Origin of the sequence: Oceanobacillus sp. FSL W8-0428, assembly GCF_038004405.1 — a bacterium.
GTDB lineage: Bacteria > Bacillota > Bacilli > Bacillales > Amphibacillaceae > Oceanobacillus > Oceanobacillus sojae.
Window position 1 is genome coordinate 952,120 of record NZ_JBBORB010000001.1, and the last position, 22,958, is coordinate 975,077.

20 protein-coding genes are annotated in these 22,958 nt (G+C 37.9%); 7 read left to right on the top strand and 13 right to left on the bottom strand.

Annotated features, from left to right (window positions below; all coding sequences use genetic code 11):
* Positions 1–40: 40 nt before the first annotated feature.
* Together MKY30_RS04180 and MKY30_RS04185 are read right to left on the bottom strand one after the other, a co-directional pair.
* On the bottom strand, positions 41–982 hold the full coding sequence (locus MKY30_RS04180) for a nucleoside hydrolase (RefSeq protein ID WP_341082881.1): 942 nt from the start codon (positions 980–982) through the stop codon (positions 41–43).
* 115 nt (positions 983–1,097) lie between these two features.
* A complete protein-coding gene (locus tag MKY30_RS04185; protein ID WP_341082882.1) occupies positions 1,098–2,096 on the bottom strand; it encodes a LacI family DNA-binding transcriptional regulator in 999 nt (332 codons plus the stop codon).
* A gap of 368 nt (positions 2,097–2,464) precedes the next feature.
* On the opposite strand from MKY30_RS04185, the gene MKY30_RS04190 reads away from it, so the two are divergent.
* Together MKY30_RS04190 and MKY30_RS04195 are read left to right on the top strand one after the other, a co-directional pair.
* On the top strand, positions 2,465–3,706 hold the full coding sequence (locus MKY30_RS04190) for an MFS transporter (protein WP_341082883.1): 1,242 nt from the start codon (positions 2,465–2,467) through the stop codon (positions 3,704–3,706).
* Entirely contained in the window at positions 3,681–5,177 is a 1,497-nt protein-coding gene (locus tag MKY30_RS04195; RefSeq protein WP_341082884.1) for a glycoside hydrolase family 32 protein, read from the top strand. The genes MKY30_RS04190 and MKY30_RS04195 overlap by 26 nt, the downstream gene beginning before the upstream one ends.
* Positions 5,178–5,404: 227 nt before the next feature.
* Here the strand turns inward: MKY30_RS04195 and MKY30_RS04200 are convergent, their stop codons facing one another.
* The 8 genes from MKY30_RS04200 to MKY30_RS04235 form a co-directional block, all read right to left on the bottom strand.
* A complete protein-coding gene (locus MKY30_RS04200) occupies positions 5,405–6,988 on the bottom strand; it encodes a BCCT family transporter (RefSeq protein ID WP_147211834.1) in 1,584 nt (527 codons plus the stop codon).
* Between the two features lie 386 nt (positions 6,989–7,374).
* On the bottom strand, positions 7,375–8,091 hold the full coding sequence (locus MKY30_RS04205; RefSeq protein WP_341082885.1) for a GntR family transcriptional regulator: 717 nt from the start codon (positions 8,089–8,091) through the stop codon (positions 7,375–7,377).
* A 222-nt stretch (positions 8,092–8,313) separates the two neighbouring features.
* A complete protein-coding gene (locus MKY30_RS04210; protein WP_339283526.1) occupies positions 8,314–9,678 on the bottom strand; it encodes a hypothetical protein in 1,365 nt (454 codons plus the stop codon).
* Positions 9,679–9,773: 95 nt separating this feature from the next.
* A complete protein-coding gene (locus tag MKY30_RS04215) occupies positions 9,774–11,126 on the bottom strand; it encodes a PTS ascorbate transporter subunit IIC (RefSeq protein ID WP_339283528.1) in 1,353 nt (450 codons plus the stop codon).
* A 62-nt stretch (positions 11,127–11,188) separates the two neighbouring features.
* A complete protein-coding gene (locus MKY30_RS04220; RefSeq protein WP_147211838.1) occupies positions 11,189–11,464 on the bottom strand; it encodes a PTS sugar transporter subunit IIB in 276 nt (91 codons plus the stop codon).
* Positions 11,465–11,487: 23 nt separating this feature from the next.
* On the bottom strand, positions 11,488–12,222 hold the full coding sequence (locus MKY30_RS04225; RefSeq protein WP_147211839.1) for a sugar isomerase domain-containing protein: 735 nt from the start codon (positions 12,220–12,222) through the stop codon (positions 11,488–11,490).
* 3 nt (positions 12,223–12,225) lie between these two features.
* Entirely contained in the window at positions 12,226–12,678 is a 453-nt protein-coding gene (locus MKY30_RS04230; protein ID WP_341082886.1) for a PTS sugar transporter subunit IIA, read from the bottom strand.
* 365 nt (positions 12,679–13,043) lie between these two features.
* On the bottom strand, positions 13,044–13,907 hold the full coding sequence (locus MKY30_RS04235) for an oxidoreductase (protein WP_156986135.1): 864 nt from the start codon (positions 13,905–13,907) through the stop codon (positions 13,044–13,046).
* A gap of 124 nt (positions 13,908–14,031) precedes the next feature.
* Here MKY30_RS04235 and panB point away from each other — a divergent pair, with 124 nt between their 5' ends.
* Genes panB through panD form a run of 3 tightly spaced genes read left to right on the top strand, consistent with a single transcriptional unit; the run spans position 14,032 to position 16,056 of the window.
* Positions 14,032–14,823: a 3-methyl-2-oxobutanoate hydroxymethyltransferase gene (panB, locus tag MKY30_RS04240; protein WP_147211909.1), complete on the top strand. Its 792-nt coding sequence runs from the start codon at positions 14,032–14,034 to the stop codon at positions 14,821–14,823.
* Entirely contained in the window at positions 14,820–15,680 is an 861-nt protein-coding gene (gene panC / locus MKY30_RS04245) for a pantoate--beta-alanine ligase (RefSeq protein WP_341082887.1), read from the top strand. The genes panB and panC overlap by 4 nt, the downstream gene beginning before the upstream one ends.
* Positions 15,673–16,056, top strand: a complete 384-nt coding sequence (gene panD, locus MKY30_RS04250) for an aspartate 1-decarboxylase (protein WP_339283531.1) — start codon at positions 15,673–15,675, stop codon at positions 16,054–16,056. The genes panC and panD overlap by 8 nt, the downstream gene beginning before the upstream one ends.
* Positions 16,057–16,155: 99 nt before the next feature.
* On the opposite strand, the gene MKY30_RS04255 is transcribed toward panD, so the two are convergent.
* The 3 genes from MKY30_RS04255 to MKY30_RS04265 all read right to left on the bottom strand — a co-directional run bounded on the left by MKY30_RS04255 (position 16,156) and on the right by MKY30_RS04265 (position 21,679).
* On the bottom strand, positions 16,156–18,033 hold the full coding sequence (locus tag MKY30_RS04255; RefSeq protein ID WP_341082888.1) for a beta-glucoside-specific PTS transporter subunit IIABC: 1,878 nt from the start codon (positions 18,031–18,033) through the stop codon (positions 16,156–16,158).
* A 36-nt stretch (positions 18,034–18,069) separates the two neighbouring features.
* Positions 18,070–19,485, bottom strand: a complete 1,416-nt coding sequence (locus tag MKY30_RS04260; protein WP_341082889.1) for a glycoside hydrolase family 1 protein — start codon at positions 19,483–19,485, stop codon at positions 18,070–18,072.
* Between the two features lie 289 nt (positions 19,486–19,774).
* Positions 19,775–21,679: a BglG family transcription antiterminator gene (locus MKY30_RS04265; protein WP_341082890.1), complete on the bottom strand. Its 1,905-nt coding sequence runs from the start codon at positions 21,677–21,679 to the stop codon at positions 19,775–19,777.
* Between the two features lie 267 nt (positions 21,680–21,946).
* Between MKY30_RS04265 and MKY30_RS04270 the strand changes: the two genes are divergently transcribed.
* Complete coding sequence (locus MKY30_RS04270) at positions 21,947–22,321, top strand: YbaN family protein (RefSeq protein WP_147211847.1); 375 nt, start codon at positions 21,947–21,949, stop codon at positions 22,319–22,321.
* Between the two features lie 118 nt (positions 22,322–22,439).
* Entirely contained in the window at positions 22,440–22,892 is a 453-nt protein-coding gene (locus MKY30_RS04275) for a DUF2269 family protein (RefSeq protein ID WP_156986137.1), read from the top strand.
* Positions 22,893–22,958 lie beyond the last annotated feature (66 nt).

Consider the following 22,958-nt stretch of genomic DNA (forward strand, 5'->3'; position numbering starts at 1 on the left):
TCCTAAAAAAAAGACTTGGTTTTTATCATACATATTTACTTTATTTCTCCTGTCTTGCCAAATTCGTAATGTAATCAAAAAAATCATCACGATTAACTTCATAAACAAATTGTACAGGGCGTCCGGACTCTGAAATCTCGGTTTTCCCCTGACTGGCTCCGTTTGGATGCACAATGCTTTTGACCTCTTGCTTCTTTACCAGTTCCGGCTTTCCAACTGTCGCTGTTGTCAATACATCCCATAAAAAGTAAGTGGAGTTCGTTTGAAAATGCATAAGCGGAGGAACCATTGCATAGCACTGTCCAAGAAAATCTATTCCGATATCGCGGCGTTCAGCAGCCCATCTGTCTCTGACATCGATTGTCAATGGAACCATATTCGTGCTTTCCAAAGCAATTAAATCAATTTCAATCGAACTATCCCAAACGGTTTTCACTGCTTCCGGGTCCCAAAAAGCATTCCATTCCGCAGTCCCATCATGCTCCGGCTCCTCAACATTGCCATTTTCCAGAAATGTTCCGCCCATCCAGATAAGCTTTTCAATTTTCTGTTCAATATCCTGGGCGATTTCCAATGCTCTTGCCAGGTCTGTTAAGGGGCCGACAAATACAAGTGTTATTTTCTCATCACTCTTACGAAGAACCTTTACCAGGTGCTCGTGTGCAGCTTCTTCCGCAAGCTTTGCTTCTATCTTTCCAGACTCATTTAGTATAGGCAGAGCATCTACAAAGAAAGCGTGCATCCGCCAATCTTTTGGAAATGGATTTTTCCCGCGGGAAGTGGATGCAGCAACCTCTATATTCTGCCCTTTTCCAAAACGGTCAATAATTTTACGGCTTGCATAAACAGCCGGCTCCAAATAACAGTCTGCTGGAATAACCCCGACCCCTGCTAAATTGATATCCTCCATTTGCAACAACAAAAACAGCGAGATTAAATCGTCTACACCGCCATCATGGTTTAAATATACTTTCTTTTTCATGGATAAACTCCTCTTTTCTTTTAAAATCGCCATACACAGGGCGCTTCATATATTTATAACTCACAAAAGATTATTGAATGTTGGCCCCACATTCCTTTACTAACAACCATCAAGCTTATGATTTTTTATAATTAGAGCTTGTCCGTTCAATTAATACAGGGTCTAACTTGATATTAACTTTTTCTGTGGATACTTCATTTTCAATACGATTGAGAAGAACCTCAAGCGTCGTCTTCACCATATCTTCAATCGGTTGATGAATACTGGAAATTCCCATTATTTTTGAAAGGTATGTATCATCAAAACCAATTAAACTGATATCTTCAGGTATTCGAATCTTTCTTTCCTGGGCCATTTCTAAAAATTCCAAAGCCACCAGATCATTCCTGGCAAAAATACACGTGAAATCAAGTTGCTCTTTCTTCTCTTTTAAGTATGATTCAATATCCTGCCGGATTAAATAATTGTTTGTAGAAGCCTCTTCAACGCGGATAAAATTGTTCAAATCAAAATCGAAACCATTTTCGTACAATACACTTTTATACCCTAAAAATTTATCATCGAGTGCAGTGCCAATAAACCCAAATTTTGTATGACCTGCATGTATAAATTTCTCAGCAGCAATTTTCCCGGCCTGCATATGATCAAGGCCAACGCTATCCAAAGATTGATGGTTCTGTGTAATGATTACTGTTGGGATACCAAGTTTATTCATTCGTTGTAAGTTGTACTCACCCGTAGGTATACAAATTACTCCATCCGCCTGACGAGCTATAAAATTTTGAATACTTTCCCATTCTGTGATTGGGTTATGTTTAGAGTTATGCAGGAGAATACTATATCCTAGTTTTCTCGCTTCGGATTCCAGCACATCAACCAGCTCTACAAAATAAGGATTGTACGTTTCTGTAACGCACACACCAATAATTTTAGATTGGCTTCTTTTCAAAGTTTGTGCAGCACTATTCGGAATATACCCTACATCTTCTATAACCTTAAGGACCCGTTTTGCTGCATCTTCATTAACTTTTTCATTCCCGTTAATAACACGCGAGACAGTAGATTGTGAAACTTTTGCCAGTTTAGCAATTTCTTTCATTGTCAATTTAGCCATAGCAGACTCCTTCCCTTTCCGTGAATTCGTATTCTAATAAACGAATTATTCATTCGTATAGAGTCTTCAAAATAAAATCTTTTTATAATAATAAATCCCTAAATCATCCCTCTCTAATATAGCAACACCAGGCAGTTAAGCTCAATGAAAACACAAATTCAAGCGAGAAATCGTTTTCTAAAATCATTGACTTACTATTTTTCGAGGAATATAATAAATAACATCGTTTTGAATACGTATTCTCATTATATTCACAAAGGAGGTTATAAAGACGTTTTAACTTTATTTGTTTCGCTTTTCCAATTCATAAACCATCCCTTTTACAATATTATTTTACTACATTTAGAGAATAGGTGATAACAATGCATATGTTTAAAAATAAAAATTACTGGTTTTCATCCGGCTATTTATTTCTTTTCTTTATTACATGGTCAGTTTGGTGGTCTTTTTATTCCATTTGGTTAAACGGGACGCTCGGTTTAACGGGGTCTCAGACAGGCACCGTTTTTTCAATCAATTCCTTTCTGTCATTGATATTTATGCTCCTATACGGTGTTATTCAGGATAAAATCGGCACCAAGAAACATTTAATCTGGTTTCAGAGTATTTTTCTAATCGGAACAGGGCCGTTTATCATTTATGTATACGAACCGCTCCTGCAGTCAAACTTTACGCTCGGTGCTATTCTAGGCGGTATTTATTTTGGAGCCGGTTTCATTGCAGGGGTTGCGTTCCTTGAATCATACGCCGAGAAACTAAGCCGGAAATTCAAATTCGAATATGGGACATCAAGAATGTGGGGATCCATTGGATACGCATGTGCTACTCTAACTGCTGGATTATTGCTCAGCATTAACCCTCATCTTAATTTCTGGATTGCTTCTGTTGCAGGGATCGGCTTCTTTCTTCTAAACTGCTTCTTTAAAGTCGATGTAAATGAAGTAGAGGAAGATAAAACAGCAAGCTTACGCATAAAGGATATTGTTTCCATTGTTAAAGTGAAAAAGTTCTGGTATTTTGTTTTATTTCTTTTTGGAACTGCTTGTATTTACACGATTTATGATGTTCAGCTGTTTCCAGTTTATTTAACACAGCATTTCACCGATACAGAAATCGGATATCAAGTATTTGGGTATTTAAATTCATTCCAGGTTTTTCTTGAATCAGCCATGCTGTTTGCAGCACCCTTTATTGTTAATAAAGTCGGAGCGAAGCAATCATTGATTTTAGCTGGTGTTATTATGGGTACTCGTATTATAGGCTCTGCGCTTGTCGACAGTACTATTGCTATTTCTTTGATCAAGCTTCTTCACGGGATTGAACTGCCTATCCTGCTCATTGCTATTTTTAAATATATTGCACTCAATTTTGATCAAAGGCTTTCTGCTACAATTTACCTGATTGGTTTTAAAATATCAGGTGAAATCGGTGTTATTGCTTTTTTGTCTGTAATTGGCAAGCTTTACGACAGCACTGGTTTTATAACGACATTTTTTGTCCTTGGCACAATTGTTTATATTTTCACAGTTGCTGCTATCTTCTTCTTAAGTAATCACAAATCAAAACGAAATGAGGTTATTCCATATGAAACAGCCGAAGACACACAATGAACAGCTTTTACTCGCCAATCAATCAGTAGCAAATTCAAAAGACGAGTTAAAGGATGCTTCATATCGTCTCAACTATCATTTTATGGCTCCTGTAGGTTGGTTAAATGACCCTAACGGCCTTATCCAACATAATGGGATTTACCATTTATTTTACCAGTTCAACCCGCATAGCTTTCACTGGGGGCCGATGCACTGGGGACATGCCACAAGCACAGATCTTGTTCACTGGAACCATGAACCAGTTGCCTTAGCCCCATCTGAAGCCTATGAGTATGATGAAACCAAAAGCGAAATGGGGTGTTTCTCCGGCTCTGCAGTAATGAACGGCGATGTCATGACGCTGTTTTACACAGGTCATCTAGAAGGAAAAGAAAATAAGGAAGTACAGGCTATTGCAACTTCAACAGACGGGATACATTTCACAAAACATCCTGCAAATCCAGTTATCAGTGAAAGTCCTGAAGGTTTAAGCAATGAATTCCGGGACCCGAAAGTATGGAAACACGGAGAATTCTGGTATATGGTTGTGGGAACAGCCATAGATAAGGATGGAGCAATTGTACTATACAAATCCAGCAATCTTACGGAATGGGAATATGTAGGCATTGCTGCGAAAAGTGACGGCACTCAGGGTGATATGTGGGAATGTCCAGATCTATTTCCGCTTGGCAATAAGTATGTATTGATTACATCTCCAATGAATATGGATAATGGAAAAAGTACAGTTATGACAGGCAGTATGGATTATGAAAAAGGAATTTTCACACCCGAATCACAGCGGGAAATTGACTATGGAATTGACTTCTATGCTGCACAGACTTTTGAGGACGAGAAAGGACGGCGTATCCTTATTTCCTGGATGGATTTTCCTTTTACAGAATTTCCATCCAAAGCTGATAAGTGGTCCGGCGCAATGACAATCCCTCGCGAGCTCACATTGGGTGAGGACGGATTCGTACGCTCCCATCCGGTTCAGGAACTAAATACACTCCGGGATATCCATAAACATTATGATAAACTTATGCTATCAAAGGATGATACTTATAATCTTAATTCCAATGTTTATTTCAAACACAGCTATGAGCTGAAATGCAAATGGACATTACCAGAAATTGAAAAAGGCGGAAAAGCCGGCTTGCGTCTACGTCAATCAAAGGATGGATCTGAGCAGACAAATGTTTTCTATGACTCGGCAACGAATGAAATAATTGTCGATACAACAAATGCAGGAGAACTTTCACATAAAGCTGTTAATAAAGCACCCTTGCGCACTAAAAATAGCGAAATTGCACTTCACGTGTTTGTCGATACATGCTCTGTTGAGGTATTTGTAAACGATGGTGAAGCAACTCTCTCCACAAGAATTTATCCAGATCTCGCAAGCAATGGCATAGAGTTATATACAGAAGAAATGGAAGCGATGGTAGAATATACTGATATTTGGTCGCTTAAAAATACCGGGATTTCATAAGATGAAATTTAAATCAATAAATGAGGTTTTATGGACCATTATCTATGCTAAAAATAGCTATGTATTATTGTAAGAAAAAAGCAGAATAACTGATTTACTTGATACTAAAAAAATGAAACGGATCTTTCATAACGGGCGAACTAATTTCGCTCCCGCTTATGAAAGATCCGTATTATTATAACAAGTATAATTTTATGCGCCCTGTCTTTCTTTACAATTCACGCTTATCAATCGGTCTGCTTTTCAGCAGAATACCTTGCTTTCCGAACATTTTTTACCCAGGCCCGATCTTCGTCCATCATTTTTTTAGCAGCATAAACCGTTAGAACCTGAATAATAATAATTGGTATCCCCATTAATCCCGATAGCACTTCCAGCGGAGAAAGGCCTCCTACACTCATAAGCGTCAGAGCAAGCACTGTAATCAAAACTGCCACTAAGATCCTTAACGATTTATAAGGGGCAGATTTCGTCATATCCTGATTAGACATATAGGTTGCTACGGTATAAGTTGTTGAATCTAATGTAGTAATTAAGAAAACCGTCGCAATAATCGTAAATAAGATGATAGTTAATGCCGGTAATGGCAACGAACTCAAAATAGCAGGAATCGATTGCTCCAAGCCTTGATTTTGAACAATATCCAGAACCGGCACTGCATCTGTCACCTGCCTGTGAACACTTAGTCCTCCAAGGACACCTGTCGCAATCCAGGATAATAGTGTAGGCGCCAATAGATACGTTAAAATCATTTCTTTAATCGTTCTGCCTTTGGATACGATCGCTGCAAAAACACCGTGAAGCATCGCCCAGGTTGCATTGTAAGCAAACCAAAAGACGGTATGGCTTTCAATATGTGTACTGCCCTCCATATCAAGTGAATTAGTATACAGAGAAAAGTTCATATAATTAGTGATTAAATAACGTACGGAATCAGAAAAGAAATTCATAATAAAGATTCCTGGCCCAATTACAAGAATAAGGAGAGCAAAAGCTCCTGCAAGATACATATTCAATGTACTTAACCGTTTGATTCCTTTATCAATCCCCACATAAGCACTGATGGAAAACCCTAAAACCCACACTAATGTAACAATCACAGTAAATGGAAATGTCACCTCAATATTCAATATATCCGCCAGATTATACGTAACAATCGGTGTACCAAGACCTAAGGTCACTGCGGCTCCAGCTAAAATACTGACTAAGAAAAGGATATCAAGAATAACCCCGCCTATTCCGTCTGTAAACTTGTCACCGAATATAACGCGGCACGCCTCTGAAATACGCATTTTTGGTTTCTTTCGGACATACAAAAGATATCCCATCGCCGGAGCTACCATAACAAAGACGGCAAAGGTCTGAAAGGTCCATAAAAACATGCTGTAGGAATTCCCGGCAAGAATTGCTTCCATTGATCCTGCTTCCAATCCAAATGGCGGATCATTTGCAACCTCACTCCATTGCGTCAGACCCGTCCGCATGATAGTTGAACCAAGGCCCATCGCAACTAAAATAGATGCATATTCAAACAAGTTGTACCTTGGTTTCTTTGCCGGATCTCCTAAAACTACTTTCCCATACTTAGAAAATGAGAAATACACTGCGGCTATAACGATTAAAAGGGCATACCATAAATAACCCCATTTAAAGGAATCTACTAATGTATTAAAAATACTGTCCAATAATTCCTTAGATTCACTTGTATACACTGCAAATAGAGCACTAAAGATTGCTATAATCACAATAGAAGGAATAACAATGCTTTTCTCCACCAAGCTTTTTTTCTTCTGTCGTCCTGGCGCTTCCATTTTAAGCTCTCCTTTCTCTACTACCTGATTAAAAAAATAGATATTAATATTACACATGTTTTTTACACCTACTAATACCACAGAAGAAAAGTTATAAAACATCGGAGAGATAGAAGCACACTGCAATCAACATATTTTTATGGATGGCTATCTGTGATTAAATTTTACATTTATCTTCCATATTAAATGTTATTTACGAAAATATGTACCAGCTCACTATAGTCAGACAATATAGAAATCATTTTACAATCAGGCGTCCTTAAAGATAAATAATAAAAAAGGATTCAGACAAATATCAAATCTTTAACTTGATATTTGTCTGAATCTCCTTTTAACGTCATGTTCTTATATAATTTATTTCTTTATATTATTCTAATTTAAAAATGTTATGTCAATTCTACTATATAGTCAAACTTATCTCCACGCGCAATACCCAGTGTATATCCAATCAGATACTCATTATGATAAGCATATCGTTTAATCATCATTGCTGACTGATTAGAAGGTAATTGAAAATGCTTCGCTTCTTCTTCACGTAATGTAGTGGCTTTAAAGCTTTCAATTGCCTTTGTAACTCCAAGCGAATAGTCCTCTATAAAAATTTGGTACATCGATCTTGACTCTAAATCTTCTTTTGAGAGGTTTTGAAAAAACTTTTTCGGTAAATAAGTTGTCTCATAAAGCAAGGGCTCATCATCGGCAAGTTGCAGCCGGACCACTTTAATAACTATTTCGAAGGGAGAAATTTTTAATTTACTTGCCAGCCGGTCATCTACGACTGTCTCTTCAAAATTCAAGACAACTGTAGAGGGAGCCTTTCCATTCTTTTTCATCTCTTCTGTGAAACTATAAAGTTTTACAAGATGCTGATTATAGCGTTTTGATGATACAAACGTTCCTGCACCATGCACCTTATAAATATATCCTTCTCTTTCCAATTCTTGCAAGGCCTGACGCACAGTGATTCTGCTCAGCTTATAAATTTCACATAGCTCCCGTTCCGGAGGCAGTCTTTCTCCTTCAAGATAATAACTTTCATCTATTTTTTTTATTAAATCCTCCATTAATTGTAAATAAAGAGGCAATCTATTATTTTTATCCATTACTTCATATCTTCCCTGCACATATATTCTTTATCCATGAAATACATACATGAATAAAGGAGGTTAATAAAATACTGCTAAATTACTGCGATTATATCATAGGAAAGAATAGATATATATGGCTTATTCCAGAACCAGCAATAAAAATTCGCAGTTATTAAATCCAGAACCAGCACACCGCCTATAACCAACTACTATTTCCTTCTCTCTAAAACAGTCTTGTTATTCAGATTCATCCTGCCCAGGAACAAATAGCTTTACATCGTCTATTACCGCAGAACCTTCATAATAATTAATATGAGGTATACCCAACAGAAAATAATCTGGATAAGCAGAATCCTCGGGCCATTGTTCAACAGAATAGCTGCCATGAGGACCTTCAAAAGTTAATGTAGAATTGAACTCTCCATTATATTCTTCTGACGTATTATTGTAGTGCCAAATTGGCCTTCCATCTTCAATAAAATCTCTTTCATATCTAAATGTTTGCTGACCAACATGCTTGAAGTTGCCGGACATCTCCATTACATAGCTGTTATCTGTACGTTCTATTGCGAATGTATAAGATTCTTCCGGCATAAGCTCAGGCTGTATTTCTGCATTGGAAATAATAGAGTATTCTGTATCACTATCATAGAAAGAACCACATTCTGTTTCAAACATAAACGAATTATAGCCAATAGATTCATCTCTAAACGTATCACCTGCAAAAAAGATTCCATTAATTGCATTATTGGAACTTTGTTCATCTGCCTGACTGTATAATTCACCGGTTTTGGGATTACAAACAGCATAATCACTATTCCAGGATGAACTAACATTATATGCATCCATTCCAACTTTACGATGATTATGGATAAAAACATTATTATGTGGAGCCGGATTCTCATAATCCATAATGGACAAGAAATAATATCCATTTTCTTTCGTAACATCTCCAAAGTTCGTATTAAGATGACTGGATTCTCCCGAGAAATCTCCTTGACGCTTCCATGGGAAATTTGATTTTCTCTCATCGATTGTATATCCATTGTGTTTATCATCATAATCAAAGGTTCCGTCTCGCTTTCCTCCATAATCTATTCCTTTTAAAATATATTCGACACGATATTGAGATGGCAGTGCTTCTGTTGATCGAATAATCAAACCAGAATCAAAGCTGGTAGACAGTTCAGCAGCTTGTTGGCCGTCCTTACTTACATTAGTCAATGAAGCTTCCGTATCGGGCTGACCATCTCTATCATAATCCCGAACAGCAAATTCAGCTGTCAGCCACCCGTCTTTACCAAAGCTGACCCTTTTCCTCAATAAATCAAAGCTTTCCAGCTGCTTCTCAAAATCAACTCCACCTTGAATTTGAAAAAATTCCCCATCGTCATCTAAATGATCTACATGCCAAGGGCTATTATCTCCATAATTGTCTATTTCCCATGGTATGTCATCAAATGATAATAAATCTTGAAAATCTTCATGGTACATCAACTTCCATCCATCTTTTTCTTCTGCAGCTGCAATTTTGCTATCTATAAAAGTAAAAAACAGCAAAAATACCAACCCTGTAAAGAAAATCTTCCGTTTACGAATCATGTAAGTTGTTCCTCCTTTAAAAAGTTTTTACTTACTATAAGGGAGCACTCTTAATTAAAGATTAATTCTGTATATTGAAATCACATTGAACTTATTTATTTAATAGATGCCTGCTTCTTTTTATAAAAAATACTTAACAGGACTAATGCAATCACCGCTAATATAAATCCTGGAATTGGTATTTTCAAAGTAAAGAACAATTTAATTAGCGCGAGGACAATAATACCATCTGGAACCAGGAAGGCCAGACCTTCTACTCCATAAATATCTAATCCAAATAAAGGATAGAAAAGTGCAACTGGTATTGTCAGGATGATACCATATACACATCCAGATACCATTGCTCCTCTTCTGCCTCCCATGGCATTCCCAAATATACCTGCAATACCTCCTGTAAAGAATCCACCAATAATTGATGGCAGAGGAACAATTGTGCCAAATAGTATGGAAATAAACATTCCAATGACCATACCTATGATAGAAAAGATGAACCCTAACATCAGCGCATTCGGTGCATATGGAAAGAAAATAGGTACATCCAGAGCAGGCTTAGCTCCAGGGACAAGCTTTAAAGCAATCCCTCTAAAAGCAGGAACAATTTCACCAAGAAACATTCTGACACCTTGTAATAGAACAAGTACTCCCGCAGCAAATCCTAGAGCATTTAGTGTACTAAACACAAGATAGTTCTGTCCGTCAGATAATGGATTCACTACTTCCGGTCCTGCAAATAAAGCAGTAATAATATAAATCACAAACATAACAATTGATACGGAAACTGCTGTATCTTTAAAAAAGCTTAATTTCTCCGGCATCTTAATCGATTCACTATCATGCGCTTTATTCCCTGCTGCTTTCCCAACCAAAGCGGATAACACGACCCCAGTTGTTGTCAGATGTCCATAGGCTACTTTATCATTACCTGTGATTTTTCGGACAATGGGTTGTGCAATTGCCGGCAATAATACTAATGTCATTCCATGAATCAATGATCCAAAAATAATTCCATTTGTTTCAGATACACCTAGGTCGTAGAAAGCCCAAGCCAGCGCCCCTGCCAAAATCCACATCATATGTCCGGTTAAAAAAATATACTTAAAAGGTGTAATACGAGCCAACAACACATTTGTTAAAAAACCAAATAATAAAATAAAAGATGTCATTCTCCCAATAGCTGTTACGGAGTCAACAAGAGCTGCTACAATAGCTTCATCTACTGGAACAACTCCCTTTAAATTAAATGCTTCCTCAAACATTGCTGCAAAAGGAGCTAAATTTGTAACGATTAATGATGAGCCTGCTCCTAAAATGAGTATACCTAAAATCGTTTTTATCGTGCCTTTTACAACTTCTGTCACTTCTTTCCGTTGCAGTAATAAGCCGAGCAATGCTACAAGACCTAGAGTAATGGCTGGGACTGTTAAAATTTCTGCTATTGCCCTTAACATTTTTGGACCTCCTTATATTGGCAAATCAATTATTTCAGCATTGTTTAAAAACGAATCCTTCATTACTCTTTTTGGTTTAAATATCCAAGTAGTTTTTTCTCTATTTCGTCATCATCTGTAAGGTTATGAATATATATTTTATCTATCTCTACTCCTTCCAGCGCTGATTCTAAATCCGCTGAAGCCATAATTAAATCTGCTGTTCTTCCTTTTGCTGATCCGGCGTCAAGTGCACTTACTTCCGCTTTTATCCCTTCTTTTGCCAATATATCGTCAACTGTCATTTTAAGCATTAAACTCGTTCCAAATCCCATCCCGCATACTGTAATAATTTCCATAATGAATCCCTCCGTTTATAAGTTTATAAGCAAGTTATCCTATTTCGATACTTTTCTATATGCTGCCTATTTATTTGATCACCTTGATCTAAATTAGAACTGACATATACAGGAGGCGCTTCTCCACTCTTTACAAGATTATCAATTACTTGGACAACAACACTTTGCAGGATAGTGAATCCAATAATTGATGAAGTCGGTCCGAATTTTGCTTCCAGTCCATGAACTTCCATAATTGCGTCCCCGGCATTGCCGTGATTATCCAATACAACATCAGCTAATTGATAGAGTTTTTTACCGTCTTTATGTCTGGATTCCACTTCTTCTGTAAACGCCATTGATGTCAATACAATGACTCTCATTCCTTTTTCTTTCGCTTCAAATGCCATTTCAATCGGGACAGCATTTCTTCCGGATGTAGATACAATTAACATTACATCTTGAGATGCCACATTTTCGTTATTAAGTACCACCTTGGCCAGCCCTTCCTGTCTTTCTGAGAAAGTGCTTAACGGAGCCGACGGAGCCAATGATAACGGCGGTGATAAAATTGCATTAATCGGCACCAAACCTCCCGCACGATAAAATAGCTCCATGGCATACATCTGTGAATGACCGCACCCAAATACATGTAATACACCATTATCTTTTATCGATGTTTCAATAATTTTAGCTGCTTCCAAAATGTTCTTTTCTTCTTTCTGTGAAACTTCTTTTAAGATATCTTCTACTTTTGAAAAAAATTGTTTGTATAACATAAACTACTCCTCCAATTTCTTTTTAATCATTTCTAATACTTTCTTTGCATCCGTTGCTGTTCTGATTCTCTCGACCAGTTGCCCATCCTTCAATATTTTCATTAGCTCCGCCATTAATTGCAGATGAGAATCATGATCTACAGCCCCCAGAGCAAATAATAAGTCAACCGGGTCTTTATCACCTGCTCCAAATTCAATTGGCTTTTCAAGCGTAAGTAAACTTAAACAAATCTCGTTCACGTTTCCTTCAGGTCGCGCATGAAATAATGCAATGCCCGGAGCAATTACAATATAAGGGCCAAACTCATGCACAGACGCTATCATGTCTGCTATATACTCCTTTTTAATAGATTGATTATCCAATAATAGTCCGCCGGCTTTTTTTGCTGCCTCCCCCCAATAGATAGCGCTTTCATTTAATAGAATCGTGTTTTGGCTTAAAGCTTGATAAATCATCTTTTCCCCGCTTTCTTGTATAAAATATAAAATCTCCATCCAAATTGGTTATGTTGACATAACCAATTTGGATATTTATAAAAGGTCTTCTAGATTTATAGTAGACCTTTATCCTTACAAGCTATGTCATTATCACTATTGGTTATAACCAATTTAAATACATTCTAAATGAAAACGCTTTATTTGTAAACCCTTATTTTTGAATTTTTATGAGATTACGCGTCAAAAACATATGTAATTTTTGATTCTTTTTTATATCATAAAAATGGTGACTGCTATAATAACGATACTTTTCAGCAAAATAAACAGTCTCTCTTTATACTGTCATTCATGAACAAAGAGAAACTGTAAATACCATCTATATGCTAACCCTTCATCTCACTTGCCAAAAGCAAGCTGTACACGGTATCCAAACAAGGTGTATCAAGGTCATGCTCTCTGCTCTTCTCATATAAAAAACCTTGAATATACTCCACTTCCATTGATTGCCCATTTATCATATCGTAATACATACTTGTTCCCATCTGAGAAGGATATCCAGCGTAAATCTTCATAATTTCCTCCAGCACCTTTTCCTGGAAATAAACACCTTCTGCTGCTGCAATTTCAACTCCTTCTTGAATTAATCTTTTACACAGGCTCTGTACTTTTTCCTCCTGCAAAATAAGTGCTGTATTTCTGCTGAGTGCGGTTACAGAATTAATTGCTACATTAACGATCAGTTTATACCAAACCTCATTACGATAGTCAGATTGTAATTGGATATCGAGATTACTTGCAGCAATCACTTTCTTTAATTTTTTGGTTACGGTATTCTCCGGTAAAATCAGGGTTCGGTCACGAAAATGCATGACTACATTTCCTTTCTTTTGCCCGCTAATATAAACAACAGCCTGATAAGTATTGCCCGGGAGCTGGAATTTTCCCAACTGTCCATAGCCATTCTGACAAAGAATACAAACGGTATCTGCATGCATCAGCTTATCCAAGTGTGGCATAATCCCTTCCAATTGTGTTCCTTTCACTGCGATAAATAAATAATCAAAAACAGTTTCCACTTCAGAAATAGCCTCTACAGGAAAAGTGGTACTTTCTGGATCTTCTACGCGTTCAATACACACTTTCCCCTCTTTTCTGCCCAGAAATGTCACATGATAATCGCTGTTTTGTAATGATTCGCCGATGACAGCACCGACTGCACCTGGTCCAATAACTCCAAACTTATACATTTTTACCTCTCCTCCTTTTCCTCAAGCTAATAACTTGCCATTGTGAATCTATACAGATAATTTTATAATAAGAAAAAGAATAAAAATAGTAGGTGATCCAAAAGTGAAACTCCTTAAAGATTTCATGGAAATGAAAAATAACGGAGAGAAGATAACAATGCTCACGGCATATGACTTCCCAAGCAGCAAGCAGGCAGAACAGGCCGGGCTGGATATCATCCTTGTCGGAGACTCACTCGGCATGACGGTACTTGGTTATGAAAGCACCGTTCAGGTGACACTAGATGATATGAAACATCATGGCAAAGCTGCACGCCGGGGAGCAAATGATACATTCATGGTCGTTGATATGCCCTTTGGAGCAGCTGGTGTAGACGAAAAAATAGATATGCAGCATGCAATTGAATTATATCGGGAAACAAAAGCCAATGCACTAAAAATTGAGGGGGCACATACCGCTCCTTTAATTAAAAAATGCACACAGAATGGAATTCCGGTCGTCGCTCATCTGGGATTGACCCCGCAAAGCTTTGGCATTACCGGCTATAAGCTTCAAGCAGCATCTAAAGAAGAAGCTGAGACGTTAATTGAAGAAGCAAAGCTGGTCCAGCAAAGTGGAGCTGTCATGCTTGTGCTGGAAGCAATCCCCAGTGACCTTGCAGCAACCATCTCAAGAAATTTATCCATTCCCGTCATTGGTATCGGGGCTGGGGCAGATACCGATGGGCAAGTACTTGTTTATCACGATGTGTTAAACTATGGTGTGGACCGTAAGCCGAAGTTCGTAAAACGCTACGGAGACTTTACAACTGGTGTGGATGCATTAAAAGCTTACCACGAAGAAGTTAAAGCAGGCATCTTCCCTTCGCCTGAATTTACGTATAAGAAACAAATTATGGATGAGGTAGACGCATGACCCAACGAATAACAACAGTACAGGAAATGAAAGATATTGTAAAAGCATTAAAAAAAGAACAACAGCAAATCGGCTTCGTTCCTACGATGGGAGCCTTACATGACGGTCATTTAACGATGGTTAAGACCTCATTGAAAAAAAATGACATCACTGTTGTCAGCGTATTTGTAAATCCGCTTCAATTTGGCCCGAATGAAGATTTCGATGCTTATCCAAGAGATATTGAGAGCGATCAGGAAAAATTGGACGCACTTGGAACCGATTATGTTTTCTATCCAAGTGTGGAGGAAATGTATCCAAAGCCATTAGCTCTTTCGGTAAAAGTAAACCGCATGGCTGAGGTACTGGAAGGAGCCAAACGCCCTGGGCATTTTGACGGTGTTGTTACAGTTGTAAATAAACTATTTAATATCATTCGTCCCGATTTTGCTTATTTTGGAAAAAAGGATGCACAGCAGCTCGCAATTATCGAAAGAATGGTTGCAGAGTTTAACCATTCAATTGAAATTATCGGGGTTGATACGATCAGGGAAGCAGATGGTTTGGCCAAAAGTTCACGCAATGTATATTTAACTGTACAGGAGCGGCAGGAGGCAGTCCATTTATACCAAAGCCTGATCAAAGCAAAAAAGCGATACGATGCCGGGGAAAGAAACAGTGCTGTTCTGATTAATGTAATCAATGAGCACCTTACCAAAAACACCTCTGGAAGTGTAGAGGATATAGCCATTTACAGCTACCCGGAGCTCGTGGAACAGCCACAGATTACCGGTCAAATTTTTATATCTCTGGCTGTGAAATTTTCCAAAGCCAGACTGATTGATAATATCATTATTAAAGGAGACAATCATGATTAGAACAATGATGAACGGCAAGATTCACCGTGCGAGAGTGACAGAAGCCAACTTAAATTATGTCGGCAGCATCACAATTGATGCCGATATTTTAGATGCCGTCGATATATTGCCCAATGAAAAGGTTGCTATCGTGAATAACAACAATGGTGCACGCTTGGAGACCTATGTGATTGCGGGAGAACGCGGGAGCGGTAAAATTTGTCTAAATGGGGCAGCTGCCCGGCTGGTACAGATTGATGATGTGATTATTATTATTTCTTATGTACAGCTAAATCAGGAAGAAGTTAAAAAGCATGTGCCAAAAGTTGCTGTGATGAATGAGAAAAATAAAATTGTAGAATTGATTCAGGAGAAGGAAAACCAGCTGGTTTTTTAGACTTTCCGGAAATAAAATAAGCAGAAACGTGCTGTCTCTATAAAAAAAGAGCAGCACGTTTTATTTAATTCTATTTATTATTGAAGACAAACTCCTGAATTATTCCTTTACTGCTTTTAAAATCCATTCGTCCTGCTTCACTTGTCCGGCTTGATCATTAGGGAGTATCTCCTGATAATCAGAGCTGTTTGTTACAATAACAGGAGTAACTGTCGGATATCCAGCATCTTTAATTTTATCGATATCAAACGTAATAAGCAATTCTCCCTGCTTGACAGCTTGTCCCTGTTCTACATGCGCTTCGAAGTGCTTCCCTTCCAGATTTACGGTATCCAGACCAATATGGATTAATAACTCCAAACCTTGTTCTGAACGTAAACCAATCGCATGCTTGGTTTGAAATAGTGATTCAATAGACCCGTTAAAAGGAGCAATAACTTCTCCATTCGTTGGTTCAACTGCTATTCCTTTCCCTAAAAGACCTTCTGCAAAAGTTGGATCACTTACCTCTTGAAGCGGTATAACCTTCCCTTCCAGCGGACTGTTTACAACTGTCTCTTTGTTTGCAATCTGCTGTCCATCTTTAACAGCTGCAGCTTCTGTCTTTTCTTTTTTAGTTTCCATGTCTTTAAATCCTAGTATAAATGTTAGCACCATCGTAACTGCTATCGTAATGATTAATCCAATAATTAGATAGATAAATTTCGGCCCACTAAACACAGGCAGACTTGTTAAACCCGGTAACACGAAGGCAGATGCAGTTACACCGAATCCAGTTATAAAAGCTCCTCCAATACCGGAACCAATTAATGCTGCAATAAATGGTTTCTTCAGCCGCAGATTTACCCCGTACATAGCAGGTTCCGTTATTCCAAGGAACGCGGAAACCGTAGAGGAAGCAGCTATTGTTTTCAAATCTTTATTTTTAGTCTTAATAAATACTGCAAGAGCAGCAGCTGCCTGTCCCATATTAGCCATTAGAAATACCGGTACTAAATAATCAAAACCAAGAACAGCAATATTTTGAATCGCAATTGGCATTAATCCGTAGTGCATTCCAACAATAACTAATAGTGGGCGTGTTGCTCCCAGAATTCCTCCTGCAAGAATACCAGCGTGCTCAAACAGCCAGGTAATTCCATCTGCTAACCCTATACCAAGATATGATCCCAGCGGTCCAATAGCCACCAGCTGGAAAGGAATCATAATGAGTAAAACAATGGTCGGTGTAAAAATAACTCGAAGTGCGTTTGGCATAATGGCATCTACCCATCTGTGCACATAGCTTAACAGCCATATGGAAATGATGATAGGAATAACCGTCGAGCTATAATTTATAAACGGCAACGGGATACCAAATAACGATAACCCTTCCGCCCCCCCTTCAGCAATTGCTTTAGCTCCTTCAATTAATGTTGGATACATCAATCCGCCAGCTAATGCAAGCGCAATAAATTCGTTTGTTTTAAACTTCCTTGCAGCGGATACAGCAAGAAAGAAAGGCAGAAAGTAGAACACAGCATCTGCAACAATATTTAATACAGTTACAATATCACTATCTGCAGGAGCCCAATTAAATGTCGTGACTAAGCCTAAAATCCCTTTAACTAATCCTGCCCCGGCAATTGCCGGAATAATCGGTGTGAAAATAGAAGCAATTACTTCAAAGAAACGGCCGATAATATTTCCCTTTTTTTCTTCCTGAACAGTTTCGTCATTCTCTCCACTCTGGAAGTCACCTTGTTTCTCCAGCTCTTTGTATACTTTCCCTACTTCGTTACCGATAACCACTTGAAATTGTCCACTCTGAATTTGGACACGTATAACACCATCAAGTGATTCAATCTTTTCTTTATCGGCTAAATCATTGTTTTTTAAATTAAAGCGTAATCTTGTATAACAGTGGGTAACACTCCCCACGTTTTCTTCTCCTCCAACAAGAGAAAGAATATCCTTTGCCAGCTTCTGCCGATTCATCCCAAATCCTCCTTTATTTGTATGATTTATAAAAAATTACAAATCCTCTCCATTAGAGGCAATGACCTTTTGGTACCAATAAAAACTATCCTTCTTAATTCTCCGCATATCCTTAAAATCGAAATCTTCCCGGTTAATGTAAACAAAACCGTAGCGCTTCTCCATACCATTCCGGCCGCTGACCAGATCCATAAATGACCATGCACAGTAGCCTAACATTGGCACGCCATCATTAATGGCGAGCTTTACCTGTTTAATGTGCTCTCTCAAATAAGAAATCCGGTAATCATCCCGGACAATGTCTTCATCCTCCAATTTATCGTAAGCTCCAATGCCGTTTTCTGTAATAATCATTGGCAGCTTATAGCGGTCGTAAAGCTCCCGCAATGTCAATCGCAGCCCGACAGGATCAATTTCCCAGCCCCAATCTGTTGCAGCCAGATTTTCGTTCTTAACAACCTCGAAAACTCCAGCCTCTGCTTCTGGAAGAAGAGATTTTTTTTGATAACCAATCGGAAATTCTTCTGTAGCAGGAAAAGCACGAACTGCTTCAGAGAAGTAGTAGTTTACTCCCAGCATGGTAGGCGGATATTTTTTCATTAATTCCAAATCACCATCTTCAATAGCCGGAGTAAAATTCCTCTCTTCCAGGTATCTTTGAAAGCTATAGCTATATTCTCCATGGCAATGCAAATCCATTAAATAATTGTGTTTAATTAACATGGCATCTTTACTCGCAAGAATGTCATCTGGATGGGAGCTTGCAGGATGAACCATAGAATAAGAAACGGCAGGACCAATCTTTCCTTCCATACCTAATTCATGGAATGTTTTAATGGTAAGTGCGGTTGCCACACACATATGGTGATTTGCCTGATATCCGAGTCTCAGCTGTTCATAATGATCCTCGCCGGTTAACCCTAGCCGAGACGGAATACGAACCACATGATCCTGTTCATTAATAGTCAACCAGTATTTGACGCGGTCCCCATATGTTTTAAATAAGAACTCTGCATAGGCCCGGTAATCCTCAATACTTTCTCTTGAAATCCATCCTCCGTATTGCTCGACAAGACTTTGCGGATAATCAAAATGGTATATAGTCACTAATGGCTCAATTTGATGTTTTATCAAGGCGTCAATTAATCGATTGTAAAAATCTACTCCAGCTTGATTGACCTCACCATTTCCTTTTGGGAAAATACGTGTCCAGGCAATGGAGAAACGGTAAACTTTCAAACCCATCTCTGCCATGAGGGCAACGTCTTCCTCTATATGATGATAATGATCGGCAGCAACAGAGAAATCTGTTATAGCAGGATTCTTTGGCATTACATCGATAACCGAGAGTCCTTTTCCATCTTCTTTAACTGCTCCTTCCACCTGAAAGGATGCTGTCGCAGCGCCCCATAAAAAACCCGAATCAAAAGAAGTATATGCTTTATGTTCCATTGATAAATTCCTCCCTATTGTGAATAAGTATTATATTGATTTAGAAGCTTTCAGCAAATAAAAATAGACCAGGAAAGATGAATCTAGCTATTACAAATTGCTATTTTTTAGCATGTACGATTAACCCCATAACATATTGGCTTTATCCGCTTTCAAAACACCAAAAATCATTAAATTATATGGATGTTTCTGGCTAAGCTTCTTTATAGTTCTAAGATAATAGTAAAAACGCAAAAAGACCATTTAGTTTTTTTAACTGAAAATCGGTAAAAAAACTAAATGGTCTCTATTAATTAAATATCTTCTTGAATTCAAGGTAGCCCTTAACCCTTCCTAATTGATTACTCTGATTTGGCTCCATTAAAAAACGAATACACTGGTAGTAGGAATGAGATAAAGCATAATCATTTTTATAGTAGAACGAGATAACAATGGTGTGAAGTGTTTTATTCCTATAAGTTATACTCTTTGGCAATTTACCAATGATGATCCTTGACCGGCCTGGGCGCTCTTCCATAAAAGAAATATATGCTGTTTTCGTATCATTAGGTATAAAATGATTACCCGTCATCACCCCATTATCCAGCATTTTCTCATATCCGAACTGTTCAAGAAGATAATGTACGCAGTCATCGAACTCCTTCAAACTTTCAGGAATCTGAAGAAAATGATTTTGCCCAACAGCTATACTTTCCATCTCTCTCAGTCTTTTCATTTTAGACTGATTTAAGTAATCATTCAGAAGCGACTGTAAAAAATTCTGCTCTGTTTTCCCAAACAAAGACTGAATGAAAACAATATTCCAACCACGACTTACATTAATTTGCTCGGTTGTTAAAATCACATCCACATCATTTAAAAATAATTCATCTTTTTCTTCAAATAAGTAAGTTGGTATTGCATTTACAATCCGGACAGATGCTCCCATCAGACGCACAACTTCAGACACAATCCAATTTACAAGTGCTGTATGTTCATCTGAAATAAATAATAGCTTTAAAGGGGGTTCTTCCGTTTCCAATAAGTTGCCCAGGAAAAGCGTAATATAAGCCAGTTCTGCATCTGAGTACGTCATTTCCATATCCTGCAAGCAAGGCTGACAAAAAGCTACAATGCTGGCCGACATCGGAAACATTCGGTTAATTTGCCGCTTATTAAAATTGGTATAGTCATGACCATTTTTTGCCCGTTGATTTAACTGGTTAATATAGAACAGAAAATTTTTCTCAAAGTCAGGATACTTTATGAGATCAACCTGAAAGAACTCTTTTACTACATGAGTGAACAGCGATACAATTTTTTGGTCCGCTGCATCCCAATTCTCATTTGTATAAGGATAAAGATGGTTTTGTTCCACGATAAATTGTTGTATATAGACCAAATCTGCATTTGTAAAAGCTGTTGTCCCCATCTCCGATTTCAGGTGCTCCTCTAACCCCTTCATCATTGATGAAAGCGGCACTTCTGTTTGATTATCCGCAAAATGATACCCTAACTGATTCCGAATGGCAGTTATTAAAAGACCCGCGCTTACCAATCCAAATGCTTTTCCAGAAATGATAAACTGATATTTCACGATAGCTTCTTTTAACATTTTATTCATTTGAAAATATATCTCAAATATACAAAAATCCTTTTCCGGGAATACATGCTGTAGCGTCTTCTCCAAATTCAATCCTTGAAGGACCATCTTAGCCAAAAAGTAACGGATTCCCTCTTCACTTCCTTCAAATTTCAGACCCTTCGTGCTGGAAACGGTAAAACGGATACCGGACATTCTGCTAATCAGCTTCTTAATCTCCGTTACATCCAAGTTAATCGTTGATTTGGAGACATAGAGCCTGTCAGCAAGTTCTTCCATACTTACATAATCTGATTCAAAGCAAAGCATCCCCATGATTGTGTAAATCCTATCCCAAATGACATGATTCTCTATATTGTTTTTGTCCACAAATATTGGATTTACTAATAACTTTTTAATCGTTTCTTCTTCCCCTTGCTCTATATAACATTGACTCTTCTTTGAAATGTGTACCTGTGTTCCCGTTTCAGAAAGAAGGAGATTTATATTTTCCAGTTCCATCCGGATGGTGCGAATAGAAGCCTGCAGCATGTCAGCGAGCAGATCAAGTTTTATCGGCATATCGGTATACATAATATAGGACAAGATAATTTTTTGCCGTTTACTGAACATCTTCTAACCCTTCTTTCCTTTCTGCTTTTAGAATAATATAGCCTTATTATACTCCTTCTATAGCTTTTCATCTGTTGTAAAAGCCTATGATATATACGCAGGATCCCAAGGCAGTTCATTTCATTAAGCTGTTAACAGCGTCCAAAAACTACACAAATTAGTCATTTTATTTTCATTTACGAGTAGCAAATATATAGTAAAATAGAAGTAATTTCTTACAGAAAATACTCTGGATGCATTTCATTCTAAGCTGAAGTTGGTGTTGAAATGAAAAAGGCGATTTTGGTCAGCTGCGGCTCTCTTTCACTTGGTCTTGGGATAATTGGTATTATTTTACCACTGTTACCTACGACGCCATTTTTGTTATTATCTGCAGCGTGCTATGCAAAAAGCTCAGAAAGACTATACAATTGGCTGCTTGAAAATAAATACTTTGGTTCTTATATTAAAAATTACCGCGCAGGAAAAGGGATTCCGTTAAAAGTGAAAATTACTGCTGTATCCGTTCTATGGCTCTCCTTATCATTTACCATCTTTTTTGTGATTCCGCTGGTTGCCGTGAAGCTTCTGCTTGCGGTGATAGGCTCCTACTTTACTTGGTTTATCCTGAAACAAAAAACACTTAAAAAGCATGCTTTCTAACCATGGTTTTTGCCATGAAGGGCAGAGACTAAGTACGCAACGTCGTGTCGCAACGCCTTTGTGACCAGCACCCTGTAGGCCCGAACATGCTATTTGATTTTGGGGGTAGCTTTCAATAATGACATTTTATGAAATTCTCGTATTTATACATATATTTTCTGCTATTTTAGGGATGGGGCCTGGTTTTGTAATGACTCCAATTGCAAAAAAAGCTTCCAATATGACAGAGCTGAGGCATGCGTATGCATTGCGAAACAAGCTGCATCAATTTGTTATGATTGGCGGCACGTTGCTGTTGGTAACCGGATTATGGATGGGATTTTTAAATATGTATCTTTTCCAGCAAGGGTGGTATATTACAAGTTTAATTCTTTTCTTACTTGCTCTGGCTTCCGGTCCTACTGTATTAGTTTCCAGCTCCAAGCCGATTAAAGCTTTATTGAAGGAGCATAAAGGAGAAGACATTCCTGCTGAATATTTCACATTGTCTAAGCGTTTATTTTTCTATGAAAATCTGATTAATACGCTGTTTTTAATTATTATTGCTTTAATGATTACAAAGCCTTTTTGAGTTTAAGGATATACGCTACTACAAACATCATGTGTTGCGGGTTTGAAAACCATCACAACACACGAT